This window comes from Mycobacterium heckeshornense (genome assembly GCF_016592155.1).
Taxonomy (GTDB): Bacteria; Actinomycetota; Actinomycetes; order Mycobacteriales; family Mycobacteriaceae; genus Mycobacterium; species Mycobacterium heckeshornense.
On sequence record NZ_AP024237.1, the window covers coordinates 2,284,892 to 2,297,976 of the forward strand.

A 13,085-nucleotide genomic window follows, 5' to 3' on the forward strand; every position below is an offset into this window, starting at 1 on the left:
GGTGGACATCGCTTCGGTCGATGAATTGCTGACCACGACGCGGGCAGTGCGCCAACGCCTCGATGTGACGAGACCCGTCCGACGCGAGGTGATCTTGGATTGTGTGCGCCTGGCCATGCAAGCACCGACGGCGAGCAACGCCCAGGACTGGCGGTGGTTGGTGATCACCGACGCCGACAAACGCGCCGCCATCGCCGAGATATACCGAAGCGTGGGCGGCGAGTACCTTGCTCATGCCGCGGCCACCGAAGCCGACCCGCAGACCCGCCGCGTCTACCGCAGCGCGCTGGCCCTTACCGAGACACTGGCTCAGGTGCCCGTCCACGTCATCCCGTGTTTGCAGCGTCGCTTTGACGAATCCGACCGGTTGGTCGCCGCGTCAGCGTGGGCGTCGATCATCCCCGCCGCGTGGAGCTTCTTGCTGGCGCTTCGCTCCCGCGGCTTGGGATCCGTCTGGACGACAATGCATTTGGCCAAGGAGCAACAGGTGGCCGAGTTGCTTGAGATACCCGCCACGGTCACACAGGCCGCGCTGTTCCCGGTCGCGTATACGATCGGCACCGACTTTCGGCCCGCATCACGGCCGCCCCCGCAGACCGTCACCTTCTGGAACACCTGGGGAGAACACTGATGCGGTCATACACCGTGCGATTCCACGTCGATGCGCCGCCGGACAAAGTGTGGCGCGTGCTGCACCCTCCGGCGCCGCCGGACTCTCCACGACCACGGGTCCTCAAGTGGCCCACCGGCAGCATGGAGATTTTGCACGAGGGCGACGAAGCCGGTCAGGGCTTGGTCCGTACATGCGTGTTCGCTGTGCCGAAGTACTTGTTGTCGAGCGGCAAGGGCCGATCGTTCGAGACTGTGACCGAGGCGAAGCTCAACAAGCTCTCCCGCTATGTGGCGATCGGGAAGCCGCTGTGGTCGCGCGCGGAGGGTTACCACGAGCTCGAGGAACAACCCGACGGCACCACGGTGCTGACGTTCCATGAGGACTACCACGCGTATAACCCGGTGCTGCGTTTCCTTTTCGAGCGGCTGGTGCATGCGCGAATCTCGCGCGACAACCTTGAGACGTACCAGCACGCGCTTAGCTACGCCGGTCGGGTCCGGCGACTTTCCTAGCGACCGCTGCGAGATCTCGACTGATGCCGAAAATGCATTCTTAGCAAAGTATTAAGCACCGCTGCCGGTCACCTTAGAATCGCTGCCTAACGTTCGAATTGTCGGCTTGAGGCGTCACTCAACCGAGCGGTTCAGCAACATTGGACAAGTGAGGCATGGCATGACCGGTTCAATCCAGACGGTGGCTGACCTCACGCCTCGTCGCCGCGACCCCGTAATCGACTGCGGCGGGGCCCGGCTCAGGGCTCAGCAGCGTCATCTGGCCACCGTGGTGACGATCAGTGGTGTCATCGACGCTGCAAATGTCGATTGCGTCAGCAATTCCTGCCGCCGTTTCATCCTTGCGGACAGTTCGTTCATCCTGGATCTGAGTGGCGTCGATTGCGTGGGGGCGCACGCTGTGTCGTTATTGCACCGCATCGACCACGACTGCTGTGCCGCACAAGTGGAATGGGCGCTGGTGCCCAGCCATGCAGTACGGCAAGCACTGTGGATCACCGACGACGATGCTGCTTTCCCAGTCGTGGGCTCGGTGTATGAGGCCCTTGGATACTTCGCCGACGCCATCGTCACGCGCCGTCGCCTGCTCCTGCCGCTGCTGACCAAATCCGCATAGCACCGGACGTGCCCACCGCGTAGGCTGCTGTTGCATGGGGCTGAAGAAAGCAGCGATCGTCGTGGCCGGTGCTGTCCTGATGGGCTGCGCCGGATTCACCGGTTTTGCCGGGGCCGCCCCTCCCACGCCGTCGCCTTCCCCACCGCCGACACCCCACGCGCAGCCTGGGCATTCTTCGCGACCGGGACCGCCGGCGCCGACGGCAGCCGGGTCGCCCACGCAGGCACCACCCGGACCCAAGACGGTGATCGACCACGACGGAACCTTTACGGTGGGAACCGACATCCTGCCAGGCACCTACACCTCGGCGGGACCGGTTCAGGGTCGCACCTGCTATTGGAAACGAACCAACGGCAGCGACATCATCGACAACGCGATGACCAAAAAGCCCCAGGTCGTGCAGATCGAGCCGACCGACAAGGCGTTCAAGACCGACGGCTGCCAGCCCTGGCAGAAGAACGATGCGGCAGTCGTCGATCCCGGCAAGTCGCCCGCAGACGCCAAAATCCAGCTGGACATCCTCAACGGCATTGCCAACCAGCACACCTCTGATCAACCGCCAAAACCCTGACGACCGCGGGAGCGGTTCAGCCAGTCGGACGTTCAGCCACCCGACATCTTGCCGGCAGGAGCGCCGATGTGCGACGCCGAGCTTAGGTGGCTGCCGCTTCGGCCTCTTGGCCGGCGCCGTTGGTGGCCAGTGAGTCGTCCCACCCGTTGAACTGCGTCTCCGCAGGCTGTGGCTGCTCGACATCGTCCGGGCCGGTTATCGCGCGCAGCGTCGCGATGAGCTCTTTGACTTTCTCTGCCTCATAGTCGGTGGGTGTTGCGCCGGCCTCGAGGTCGTCCGGAAGGTCCGGTCGCAGCCCCACGCCGTTTGCCACCTCTTGCGCCGACAATTTGGCCCGGACGCGGGCGGCGTAAAGCTGTTGACCCAAACTCGACCCAGGTGCTGCCGCGGCACGGGCCATCAAATCGTCGTAGCGTCGCCGGACTTCGCTGAGCGCCACGATCACCGTTGATGTCGACCTGCTGTGACTTGCCGCGTCGGTTAACGCCGCACGCAGCTTGCGAAGGCCGGAAAGCACCACGTCCGCGCGCTTCTGGAATTTCTTGTCCTCAGGGAAGGGCAAAGAATCGATCGCGGCCCGGTACATGTGCATCGCCGCTTCGGCGACGTCGACGATTACGTGCGCTTCGCCGTTGATCGGATCGAATTCACCCATGGCTCCTCAATTCTGTGTGGTGTAGCTCAGCCAGCCGGTTCGTCGCTTCTTCCGCCGCTGCGACGGTTGACAGCACCGAATAACCGGTGCGATGCACATTACATCGAATCAGTTGCATCCACAGCACCGGTCCTCGCTCAGCCCAACGACCGACGCCGATCCGCTGCACACGACAGGCAGACGGCGATGCGCCCGTCTGCGGGGATGACGACGCCAGCGTGCGTCTCGGCTGTTGAGCTACTCGCAGCTGCGGCGCCATGCGGTAAGCACTGGGTGGTCGCCTGCGCTGACCAGGGTGTCGCCCGGTGCTGTCGGATCAAGGACAACCGCAATCACGATTATCGGTGCTCGCGGAGAACCAGGCCGGCGGGATTCCGCGCTGCGCCGGGGCACCGGTGCGGTCGCAGCCAACCCCGGCGCGTACCCAGCGTGAAATACCTTGCGGCCCAGACTGCTTTGAGTTCACCGCCGCTGACGCGGCTGTTCCACCCCGAATCCGGGACCACCCCGGCGCGCTACGTGTTAATGGTTCGTGTTGACGCGGCACGCGTCGCCCTGGATGGCCGGGCCACTGTGTCGGCCGAGACCGCACGCCTGGCGGGCTTGGGCCCCCGGAAACCTTCAGGCGGGGCGTCTCAGCAAGGCCCACCGGGGCCGATTCCGCGCTGCCGCAAGATGAGCGCCCTGTTAACGATCCCGCATGTTCCTCATCCGATGACAGCAGGGCCGGTGAACAACCGGATCGGTCTACCACAACGGAATATCGTCGCCGTGCTCGGATTTCGGCCGGGGCCCAAAGTAGCGGCGCTCCGATTCGTCTATCGCCACGTCGTTGATGCTGGCCTCGCGTCGCGACATCAATCCTGACGGAGCGAACTCCCATAACTCGTTGCCGTAACTGCGGTACCACTGGCCTTCGGTGTCGTGCCACTCGTACTGGAACCTCACCGCAATTCGATTGTCTCGAAATGCCCAGAGGCTCTTGCGCAGTGCGTAATCCAGTTCGCGCTGCCACTTGCGGGTCAAGAATTCCACGATCTGATCGCGACCGACGATGTGCTCGCCGCGATTGCGCCAGCGTGAGTCAGCGGTGTAAGAGGATGCGACAAGCTCGGGATTGCGGGTGTTCCAGGCGTCCTCTGCGGCCTGGGTTTTCTGGATTGCCGTGTCCAAATTGAACGGCGGCAGTGGTGGGCGGCTCCCAGACATTTGAATTACCTCCCGCAGTCGTCGTTTGTGGGTTGCCCGCACCAGTCTGATTGCACGGCGACGGCGTCGCCAAGACGGTCGGCGCCGGCCGATGGCAACCTCGACGATCTTGTTGCTGCTCATCCGGCGGTGCTTCCGCCACCGTCGACCCAGACGATGTGACCGGCGGTATATCCGGCGTCCTGAGATGGTCGATCTCAGGCGGGTATGGCGGATCAGCGGTGTTTCCCATAAAACGACACGATAAGTTGACACCGATGTTTGACTGTCTTGGCAACGGATCGCGACTGTACAGCCGAGGGACGCGGTGAGTATCGACTACGTGCGCGACGGCCGCATCGTCACCATCACCATCAACCGGCCCGAGACGCGTAACGCGCTCGACATGGAGCACTTCCGGGACCTCGCCCACGCGTGGGCGACTTTTCGTGACGACCCCGACGCATGGGTGGCCGTCATCACCGGTGTCGGCCGGGATTTCTGCACCGGAGCCGATCTGAAGAAGTTCATCCCGGAATTGACCGGGGAGCTGCCGCAACCCGACGGCTGGGACGCAACCGACGCGATTCACGCTGTCTTGCACAGGTTTCCGGTGTACAAGCCGATCGTCGCCGCAATTAACGGCACGTGTGTCGCCGGAGGATTCGAGATGTTGACCTGCACCGATATTCGTATCGCCGTACCGGAGGCCAGGTTTGCGGTGATGGAGCCGAAGAGGGGGCTGTTCGCCGGCGGCGGCAGCACGGTGCGGCTGCCGCGCCAGATTCCCTACGCGCTCGCGATGGAGCTGCTCCTGACCGCCGACATGGTGGACGCTGAACGGGCACTCGCCATGGGACTGGTCAACAAGGTGGTGCCGGCCGACATATTGATGGACACCGTCTACGATTACGCCGAGCGCATCGCGGCCAACGCGCCGCTCGCCGTCTTCGCGACTAAGCAGTCAGCCGTCGAAGGGCTGGCGCTCGACATGCAATCCGCATACGACAACGAGACCCGGCACAGCGACCGCATTTTCGCCACCGAGGACGCCAAGGAAGGCCCACGCGCCTTCGCCGAGAAGCGGCCGCCGCGATGGCAGGCACGCTGAAATCAGTTGAGCCCGTAAAAGCGTTGCGCGTTGAGCCCGCCGATCTTCGCCCGGGCTTCCTCGCTGATGTCGCTACGCGTGCGGAGATGTTTGGTGCTCTCCGGCCATTCGCCGTCCCAGTGTGGGTAATCGCTGGCGAACATGATGAAGTCCGCGCCCAGCACGTCGATGACCCCGGGCAGGATCGGTTCTTCGGGTTCACATGTCACCCAGATGTTGCCGGCTTGCAGGTACTCCTGCGGATCGCGGCGCCATCCGTGCTCGATCCAGTCTCCCCGCTTCTGGTAATGCTCGTGTAAGCGGTCGATGAAGAACGGCACCCAGCCGACACCGGCTTCCAGGAACGCCACCCGCAGCCGGGGATGACGATCGAACACCCCGCCGGACACCAGGGCGGTCATCGCCGTCATCTGGTCGAACGGGAAGCTGATGCAGTGCACTTGGATGTAATTGGTGAAGCGGTCGACCCCGATCTTCGGCAGGTGGATGCCCGGTGCGCCGTGAATACCCAGCGGCATCTCCAGCTCCTCGGCGGCGGCGTAGAACGGGTCGAGGTCGGGGTGATCAAGGTTGCGGGTTTTTAGCGCGGGCGGCACCAGAGCCGCCACCAACCCAAGCTCCTTGGCCTCCCGCATGACGTCGATCGCCGCTTGCCCGTGTTCGATCGGGGTGACGGCGACGCCGCGCAAGCGGCCCTTCGACGGTGCGCAATAGTCCGCGATCCACTGGTTGTACAGCCGTGCGAACCCGGCGGCGAACTCGGGATTCTCCAGGCTGGGCGCGCATAGACCCAGGCTCGGATACAACACCATCGTGTCGATATGGTCGCGATCGGCGTCGGTGAGGACACCTTCGGTCGACCGACAGTGGATGTCGGCCGCGCTGCTGATCCCGTGCTCGGGCGGGCAACCGGCGCCCGGGCCACGGTCTTCGGGATATCTACGACCTTCGATGACCAACCTCGGCGTGCCGTCGCCACTGGGGTGGACATATTGCGGCCAGCGTTTGATGGCTTCGACGGCGAGCGTGGGGTTTTCGGCGACGTGTCCGTCGGCATCGATGATTCGCATCGGTCACCCCTGTCGAATTTTCGAGCGTGCAAATGAGGATCTACCAGTCGAAACAGTAACGGGGTGATAAGCAGAAGTCACCGAGCAAAGCCAAATCGCGCTGTTGGCGACCCGAAGGACCCAAGACAGGATGCCACATCAGCAGCTACCGAAGGCAGGTACCCGGTGAGTCCACGCCGTGCGCCGGTGCTGGCAGTTTTAACTGTGCTGGCCGCCTCGGCCGCGCTGGCCGCGGGATGTTTGCCTCGGGTGGGTCGGGTCGGTACACCGGTCACGTCACCGCCGCTGCCGACCACGATCGTGGGATCGAGCAAACCGGCACCGCCGCGCGCGGGACCGTCCCCGTCCGAGCGCCGCAACGTCTACGCCGGCCCCGGCCGGGGCATTTTCGCCGCCGGTGTGCGTGCCGACCGTCCGCTGGTGTATGTGCCGCACAACCGCTCCGGCGACGTGTGGGAGATCGACCCCGCGACCTACGAGGTCGTGGCCAAGTACCCGGTGGGCCGCGAGATTCAGCATGTCGTGCCCGCCCATGATATGCGTAGCCTGTACGCCACCGACGACGTCGGCAACCAGATGCTCGCGCTTGACCCGCGCACTGGGCGGCCGGGCGCCAACATCCCGATCCTGGACCCTTACAACCTGTACTTCACGCCCGACGGCCGGTTCGCGATGTCGGTCGCCGAGCGACTGCGCTCGGTGATCTGGTATGACCCCGCCACCTGGCGGCTGCTTGACAAGACGCCTATCCCCGAATGTGCGGGCATCAACCACGCCGACTTCTCGCTCGACGGTCACACCGCGGTTTTCAGCTGCGAATTCGCCGGGCGGGTGGCGGTGGTCGATGTCGGCACCCACCGGGTGCTGCGCACCGTTGACATGCCGACGCGCCACACCCACATGGGCCCGCAGGACATCCGGCTCGCCCCCGACGGTTCGGTCTACTACATCGCCGACTGCGACGCCGGCGGGGTGTGGGTACTCGACGGCGCTGCCAACCAGGTCAAGCGTTTCATCGCCACCGGCGCGTGCGCCCACGGGCTTTTCTTTTCCCGCGACGCCACACGGCTTTTCGTAACTAACCGGTCAGACGGATCGATCTCGGTTCTCGACGCCTACACCGGAGCGCCGATCACGCTGTGGCGCCTGCCCGGCGGTGGCAGTCCCGACATGGGCAACCTCACCGCCGACGGCGCCCAGCTCTGGATTTCCGGGCGTTACAACAACGTCGTCTATGTGGTCTCGACGACCGACGGAACGCTGACGCGCACAATTAAAGTCGGCAATGAGCCACACGGCTTAACCGTCTGGCCGCAGCCCGGCCGCTATTCGCTGGGGCACACTGGAATTACCCGCTGAGTTCGGCAGCGAATTCTGCAGCGGCATTTCACAACTCGATGAGATTCCAAAATAGTCACATACCAGAAACGATTCCCCAGCTGCGACCGCCGATACCTTACTGTGTGCCCGTTCGCCTACGGGAAGGAACGTAGATGAACGGCAACAAGTTTGCCGAAATGGCACGTCGCGAGTTCCTGGCAAATATAGCGGTTATCGGCGGTTTGGCGTTTTTTGCGCCGTGGACGTCGCCGGCGATCGCGAAGGCCGACGTACTTGGCGCGCTGCAGGACACGCCGACCGGGTTCGATCCGCAGTTCGCCCTCGACGTGCCCTTGCCCCTGTCCTTCGCGGCATACGCGGTCGAGGAGGGCGGCACCGTGATATTGCCGCCGGGCTTTGTGCAGACCGCTCTCATCCAGGTCGACCGTGCGCTGGCGGCCACCACGGCGCAGCGGCATCCCACCGTGACAGCGATAGCGGTCAACACCAATATATTTGGATTGATGGGCCGCAACGCCACCACCCGAACCGCGTTCGTCGCTTTCCGCGGCACCGACGATTTCGACGACGTGCTAACGGATCTCGACATCATCCCCGAAAGATACGCGTTCCTTAGTGGATTCGGGCACGTGCACTCCGGCTTTCAAACCGTCTATCAGCTCGTCCGCGGCAGTATTGCGGCCAACCTGGCTGCGACGTGCGCCGGTTGCGATCAAATCCTGATAACCGGACATAGCCTTGGCGCGGCGATGGCGGTGCTGGCGGCGCCCGACGTTTTTGTGAATATGCCGCCAAACATTCAACCCGGACTGATCACGTTCGCGGGGCCGCGACCAGGTTTGTGCGACTTCGCCAAGGCTTTCGACAACCTCATCAAGAGCTGCTTTCGCGTGGTCAACTTTCTCGACCTTGTCCCGTGCCTGCCGCCGCTGATCTACGTGCAGGTCGGCACGCAGGTCGACGTTGACAGCGGCGGACCAATCGATCCGATCTCGCGGCACAGTTTGTTCGCATACCGAGAAGGACTCGAAAAGCTCATCAACCATCGTCCATAGTGCAAAACTCTTGACATGGTGATGGCAATAGCGCGTCCCAAGCTCGAGGGCAACGTCGCGGTTGGTGAGGATCGCCAATTGGGTTTCGCCGAGTTTGGTGATCCGCAGGGACGCGCCATCTTCTGGCTCCACGGAACTCCCGGCGCGCGCCGGCAGATTCCGGTGGAAGCCCGCGTCTATGCCGAGCAAAAGGGTATCCGGCTGATCGGCGTCGACCGGCCGGGGATTGGCTCGTCCACACCCCACCAGTACCCCAACGTGGTGGCATTCGCCGACGACCTGCGCACGGTGGCGAACACCCTTGGCATCGACAAAATGGCTGTCGTCGGCTTGTCGGGCGGCGGGCCCTACACGCTCGCGTGCGGGGCGGCGATGCCGGAGCGGGTGGTGGCCGCGGGCGTGCTCGGTGGGGTGGCTCCCGTGACCGGCGCGGACGCTATCCGTGGCGGTGCCATGACCCTTGGGTCGCTTCTGGCACCGCTGCTCGAGGCGGTCGGGCTTCCGATCCGATATGCCGCTGTCGCCCTGGTCTGGCTGGCGCGCCCGGTGGCCCCGCTGGCGCTGAGGTTGTACGCGCGGATGTCGCCGGAGGCGGACCGGCATCTGCTGCTACGGCCCGAGTTCGCCGCGATGTTCCTCGACGACCTGCTCAACGGCAGTCGAAAGCAGCTCGCCGCCCCGTTCGCCGACATCGTCGTTTTCGCCCGCGAGTGGGGATTCCGGCTCGAGCAGGTCAAGATCCCCGTCCGCTGGTGGCACGGCGACCACGACCACATCGTTCCCTTCGCTCACGGGGAGCACGTGGTTTCCCGGCTACCCGACGCAGAGTTGTATCACCTGCCCGGAGAAAGCCATCTCGCCGGACTCGGCCGCGGCGAAGAAATACTGCGCACCATGATGGAGGTCTGGGACCGGTCTGAGCATCGTACCCGCCTTGATTAGCCTGGTCATCCGCTATCGCGTGACTGAATCCGAGGTGTGGGTAACCGCGCAGGATCGAATGCGACTGACGCACACCACAGTCCGCGATGTTCTGCGCGACACCAAGGTCGTCCGGCTGTTTATCTATTTGGTGGTGTTGATGAGCGCCTTCAACTGGATGAGCCACGGCACCCAGGACGTCTATCCGACATTTCTGGCGGCCACGGCCAACAGCAGCGCCGGGCTGGGCAGCGCAACGACCAAGTGGATCGTAGTGATCTACAGCGTCGGCGGCATCCTGGGCGGGATGGTTTTCGGTACGCTCTCCCAGCGGCTGAGCCGCCGCCGCACCATCGTGTGGTGTGCGTTGCTAGGGCTGCCGATCGTGCCGCTTTTCGCTTACTTACGTACCGCGGCGTTGTTGTGCCTCGGGTCGTTTCCAATGCAAGTCGTCGTGCAAGGCGCGTGGGGTGTCATTCCGGCGCATCTAACCGAGATGTCACCGGACGCGATCCGTGGCCTCTACCCAGGTGTGACCTACCAGCTCGGGAACCTGCTGGCGGCGTTCAATCTGCCCATCCAGGAGCATCTGGCCAGTTCGCATGGCTACCCATTCGCTTTGGCGGCGACGATCGTGCCGGTACTTGTTGCGGTCGCGTTGCTGTCACTGGTCGGCAGGGACGCCACAGGAATTCGCTTTGGTGATACGCAAAATATCGTTGCCACAGAGGTTTTCAAGTAGCGTCAGCCAGCACACGCCGCAGCAGGTGCAGTGCCACCGTGGTCGAGCGCTCGCGGATATCGGCTCGGTTGCCGGGCAACTTGAGGGTCCGGGTGAGCGTGTTGTGCCCGCCTGCCAGCATCACACAGAAGCACACGGTTCCCACGGGCTTGTCTTGGGTGCCACCGCCGGGGCCGGCGATCCCGGTGATGGCGATCGCGGTGTCGGCGCCGAACCGGTGCAGCGCACCCTCGGCCATTGCCTCGGCGACAGGTTCGGACACCGCTCCGTGCTGTGCGATCAGGCTCGGATTCACGCCCAGCAGTTCAGTTTTCGCTTCGTTGGCGTAGGCGACGACCCCGCCGGCGACATAGGCCGACGACCCCGGGCGCTCCGTTAGCCGGGCGGCGACCAGCCCGGCGGTACAGGACTCCGCGGTCGCTATCCGGCGGCCGGCCAGCAGCCGGGCCACCTGATCGTCCACCTGCGAGCCGTCCTCGGAGTAGATGTGCTGCCCGTGCCGTTCCCGCAGCAGCTCGGTCAGTTGCTTGTATGTGGGCGCGGCATCGGGTTCGTAGCGGGTGACCATTTCAATCTCGCCGCGTCGCAGGCAGGTGGTGATCTCCAGCGAGTCAAAGTTGGGGACGCGGTTTTCCGCTTCGCGCAGCGTCGCGGCCAGCCCCGACTCGGGCAGCCCGAACATCCGCACAGTGTCTTGGCGGTACGCGGTGCGCCCGGCGATTGCCTCTTGCACAGCGGGCAGCTGCACCGCAGTTCGCCACATCGGCTGCAGTTCGCGCGGCGGTCCCGGCAACACCATGATGGTCGGCGTCCCGGGTACGACGACGCCGGGCGCGGTCCCGACCGGGTCGATCACGACTGCTCCCGCCGGAACCATGGCCTGCTTGCGGTTGGCGGCGCGCACCGCGCCGAAGTCGAGGTCGGTGAAGGTTGAGCTGAGCGATTTGAGGATCGCGGCGATCTTCGCTTCCAGCTCGGCGTCGAGCACCAGCTCGCGGCCGCAAAATCGGGCCACCGTCTCAACCGTCATGTCGTCGGCCGTCGGCCCCAGCCCGCCGCTGGTAATGATCAGGTCCACGCCCTGTTCGGCCATGAAGCGCAGCTGGGCTTCGATATCGTCACGGCGATCACCGCAAATTGTGATGTGTGCCAGTTCGACACCCAACTCCAGGAGACGATCGGCGATCCAGGGGCCGTTGCGGTCCTGGACCCGCCCAGTCAAGACCTCGGTGCCGGTGACCACGATGCCTGCACGTGCGCTCACCGGTATGACATTACGCAGTCGCAATGTTGATTAGCCTGTGGCAGTGACGCAGGCTCCCCGCACGCGCTACACCCAGAGCGGCGATATCGACATCGCCTACCAGGTGTTCGGTGACGGCCCGAACGATCTGCTGGTGTTGCCAGGGCCGTCGATCCCGATCGACACTATTGACGCCGAGCCGTCGATGCACCGCTTTCATCGGCGGCTGGCCGCGTTCAACCGGGTCATCCGACTCGATCTGCGCGGAATGGGCTTGTCGTCAGGTGTTCCCTCGCTGGACATGCTGGGCCCGAAGTTTTGGGCTGAGGACGCGATCGCGGTCATGGATGCGGTCGGATGCACGCAGGCGGCCATATTGGCACCGAGTTTCAACGCGATGATCGGCCTCGTCCTGGCCGCCGATTATCCGGAGCGGGTGCGCAGCCTAGTGATCGTCAACGGCGCCGCACGGGTGCTCTGGGCGCCTGACTATCCGGTCGGTGCCGATCCCGACAACGCCGCGCAGTTCGGGACGGTCGGCATAGAACCGGACGCGGTCGAGCAGGGCTTCGACGTGCTGGGGATCGTCGCGCCGAGCGTCGCAGGAGATGAAGCCTTTCGCGCGTGGTGGGATATGGCCGGCAACCGCGCCGCGTCGCCGAGCATGGCTCGCGCCGCCACCAAGGTGGTTACCGAAGCCGACGTTCGAGACGCACTCGTACGCATTTCGGCGCCAACCCTGATCCTGCACCGCGCCGACGTGGATTTCATCCCGGTCGGCCATGGTCACTACCTTGCCGAGCACATACCCGGCTCACGGTATGTGGAACTCCCCGGCGCGGATTCGCTGTACTGGGTGGGCGACACCGCGCCGATGCTAGAGGAGATCGAGGAATTCATCACCGGGGTGCGGGGCGGCTTCGACGCCGAGCGGGTACTCGCCACGATCGTGTTCACCGACATCGCCGGATCCACTGAGCACGCTGCGGCGCTCGGCGACGGCCGGTGGCGAGACCTGCTCGACAACCACGACACCGTCGTCCGCGGTCAGCTCGACCGGTTCGGCGGTCGCGAAGTCAACACTGCCGGGGACGGTTTCGTCGCCACCTTTACCAGCCCGAGTTCTGCCATCGCGTGCGCGGACGCGATCGTCGACGCCGTGCGGGTGCTCGGGATCGAGGTCCGCGTGGGTATCCACGCCGGCGAGGTGGAGGTGCGCGGCGCCGATGTCGCCGGTTTGGCCGTGCATATCTGTGCCCGGGTCGCGGCACAGGCGGGACCGAGCGAGGTGCTGGTGTCATCGACGGTGCGCGACATCGTCACCGGCTCCCGGCGCAGGTTCGTCGACCGGGGTGAACATGAACTGAAGGGTGTGCCCGGTCGTTGGCAGCTCTGCGCCCTGGTGCGCGACGAAGCGGCCGTCGGGCGGTAGTGGTGCCGCGGCTTC

At 64.5% G+C, this 13,085-nt stretch carries 13 protein-coding genes and 1 pseudogene; 10 read left to right on the forward strand and 4 right to left on the reverse strand.

Annotation, left to right across the window (positions count from 1 at the left end; genetic code table 11):
- The first annotated feature begins 1 nt into the window (after position 1).
- The 4 genes from MHEC_RS10945 to MHEC_RS24175 all read left to right on the forward strand — a co-directional run bounded on the left by MHEC_RS10945 (position 2) and on the right by MHEC_RS24175 (position 2,312).
- Positions 2-631 carry a nitroreductase family protein gene (locus MHEC_RS10945; RefSeq protein WP_048890938.1) on the forward strand — a complete coding sequence of 210 codons (630 nt, stop codon included), beginning with the start codon at positions 2-4 and terminating at the stop codon, positions 629-631.
- The gene (locus MHEC_RS10950) at positions 631-1,125 is read left to right on the forward strand and encodes an SRPBCC family protein (RefSeq protein WP_048890939.1); all 495 of its coding nucleotides are present in this window, start codon (positions 631-633) and stop codon (positions 1,123-1,125) included. Before MHEC_RS10945 ends, MHEC_RS10950 begins: the two co-directional genes overlap by 1 nt.
- 160 nt (positions 1,126-1,285) lie before the next feature.
- The gene (locus tag MHEC_RS10955; RefSeq protein ID WP_048890940.1) at positions 1,286-1,741 is read left to right on the forward strand and encodes an STAS domain-containing protein; all 456 of its coding nucleotides are present in this window, start codon (positions 1,286-1,288) and stop codon (positions 1,739-1,741) included.
- A 34-nt stretch (positions 1,742-1,775) separates the two neighbouring features.
- On the forward strand, positions 1,776-2,312 hold the full coding sequence (locus MHEC_RS24175) for a hypothetical protein (RefSeq protein ID WP_053093989.1): 537 nt from the start codon (positions 1,776-1,778) through the stop codon (positions 2,310-2,312).
- An 82-nt stretch (positions 2,313-2,394) separates the two neighbouring features.
- On the opposite strand, the gene MHEC_RS10965 is transcribed toward MHEC_RS24175, so the two are convergent.
- Together MHEC_RS10965 and MHEC_RS10970 are read right to left on the reverse strand one after the other, a co-directional pair.
- The gene (locus MHEC_RS10965) at positions 2,395-2,967 is read right to left on the reverse strand and encodes a hypothetical protein (RefSeq protein ID WP_048890941.1); all 573 of its coding nucleotides are present in this window, start codon (positions 2,965-2,967) and stop codon (positions 2,395-2,397) included.
- Between the two features lie 747 nt (positions 2,968-3,714).
- Positions 3,715-4,176 (reverse strand): nuclear transport factor 2 family protein, encoded by a 462-nt coding sequence (locus MHEC_RS10970; protein WP_048891046.1) that lies wholly within the window; start codon positions 4,174-4,176, stop codon positions 3,715-3,717.
- 307 nt (positions 4,177-4,483) lie between these two features.
- Here MHEC_RS10970 and MHEC_RS10975 point away from each other — a divergent pair, with 307 nt between their 5' ends.
- Positions 4,484-5,266 (forward strand): enoyl-CoA hydratase/isomerase family protein, encoded by a 783-nt coding sequence (locus tag MHEC_RS10975; RefSeq protein ID WP_048890942.1) that lies wholly within the window; start codon positions 4,484-4,486, stop codon positions 5,264-5,266.
- 2 nt (positions 5,267-5,268) lie between these two features.
- Here the strand turns inward: MHEC_RS10975 and MHEC_RS10980 are convergent, their stop codons facing one another.
- Positions 5,269-6,336, reverse strand: coding sequence for an amidohydrolase family protein (locus tag MHEC_RS10980; RefSeq protein WP_048890943.1), 1,068 nt, complete (start codon positions 6,334-6,336; stop codon positions 5,269-5,271).
- Positions 6,337-6,501: 165 nt separating this feature from the next.
- Here MHEC_RS10980 and MHEC_RS10985 point away from each other — a divergent pair, with 165 nt between their 5' ends.
- From MHEC_RS10985 to MHEC_RS11000, 4 genes and pseudogenes are all read left to right on the forward strand, one after another.
- Positions 6,502-7,695, forward strand: coding sequence for a YVTN family beta-propeller repeat protein (locus tag MHEC_RS10985; RefSeq protein WP_200902175.1), 1,194 nt, complete (start codon positions 6,502-6,504; stop codon positions 7,693-7,695).
- A gap of 134 nt (positions 7,696-7,829) precedes the next feature.
- On the forward strand, positions 7,830-8,732 hold the full coding sequence (locus tag MHEC_RS10990) for a lipase family protein (RefSeq protein WP_082169831.1): 903 nt from the start codon (positions 7,830-7,832) through the stop codon (positions 8,730-8,732).
- Between the two features lie 15 nt (positions 8,733-8,747).
- Entirely contained in the window at positions 8,748-9,674 is a 927-nt protein-coding gene (locus MHEC_RS10995) for an alpha/beta fold hydrolase (protein ID WP_048890944.1), read from the forward strand.
- Positions 9,631-10,395: pseudogene (locus tag MHEC_RS11000) on the forward strand (MFS transporter); the annotation flags it as partial. The gene MHEC_RS10995 and the pseudogene MHEC_RS11000, both read left to right, overlap by 44 nt.
- On the opposite strand, the gene MHEC_RS11005 reads toward MHEC_RS11000, so the two are convergent.
- Entirely contained in the window at positions 10,388-11,659 is a 1,272-nt protein-coding gene (locus tag MHEC_RS11005; protein ID WP_459542289.1) for a competence/damage-inducible protein A, read from the reverse strand. The pseudogene MHEC_RS11000 and the gene MHEC_RS11005 overlap by 8 nt on opposite strands.
- 43 nt (positions 11,660-11,702) lie before the next feature.
- Here MHEC_RS11005 and MHEC_RS11010 point away from each other — a divergent pair, with 43 nt between their 5' ends.
- Entirely contained in the window at positions 11,703-13,070 is a 1,368-nt protein-coding gene (locus tag MHEC_RS11010; protein WP_048890945.1) for an adenylate/guanylate cyclase domain-containing protein, read from the forward strand.
- The last annotated feature ends 15 nt before the right edge of the window (positions 13,071-13,085 follow it).

Coding starts and splice junctions, on each gene's coding strand:
- MHEC_RS10950 (WP_048890939.1), top strand. CDS start 631: ATGCGGTCATACACCGTGCGATTCCACGTCGATGCGCCGCCGGACAAA.
- MHEC_RS10955 (WP_048890940.1), top strand. CDS start 1,286: ATGACCGGTTCAATCCAGACGGTGGCTGACCTCACGCCTCGTCGCCGC.
- MHEC_RS24175 (WP_053093989.1), top strand. CDS start 1,776: ATGGGGCTGAAGAAAGCAGCGATCGTCGTGGCCGGTGCTGTCCTGATG.
- MHEC_RS10965 (WP_048890941.1), bottom strand. CDS start 2,967: ATGGGTGAATTCGATCCGATCAACGGCGAAGCGCACGTAATCGTCGAC.
- MHEC_RS10970 (WP_048891046.1), bottom strand. CDS start 4,176: ATGTCTGGGAGCCGCCCACCACTGCCGCCGTTCAATTTGGACACGGCA.
- MHEC_RS10980 (WP_048890943.1), bottom strand. CDS start 6,336: ATGCGAATCATCGATGCCGACGGACACGTCGCCGAAAACCCCACGCTC.
- MHEC_RS10990 (WP_082169831.1), top strand. CDS start 7,830: ATGAACGGCAACAAGTTTGCCGAAATGGCACGTCGCGAGTTCCTGGCA.
- MHEC_RS10995 (WP_048890944.1), top strand. CDS start 8,748: ATGGTGATGGCAATAGCGCGTCCCAAGCTCGAGGGCAACGTCGCGGTT.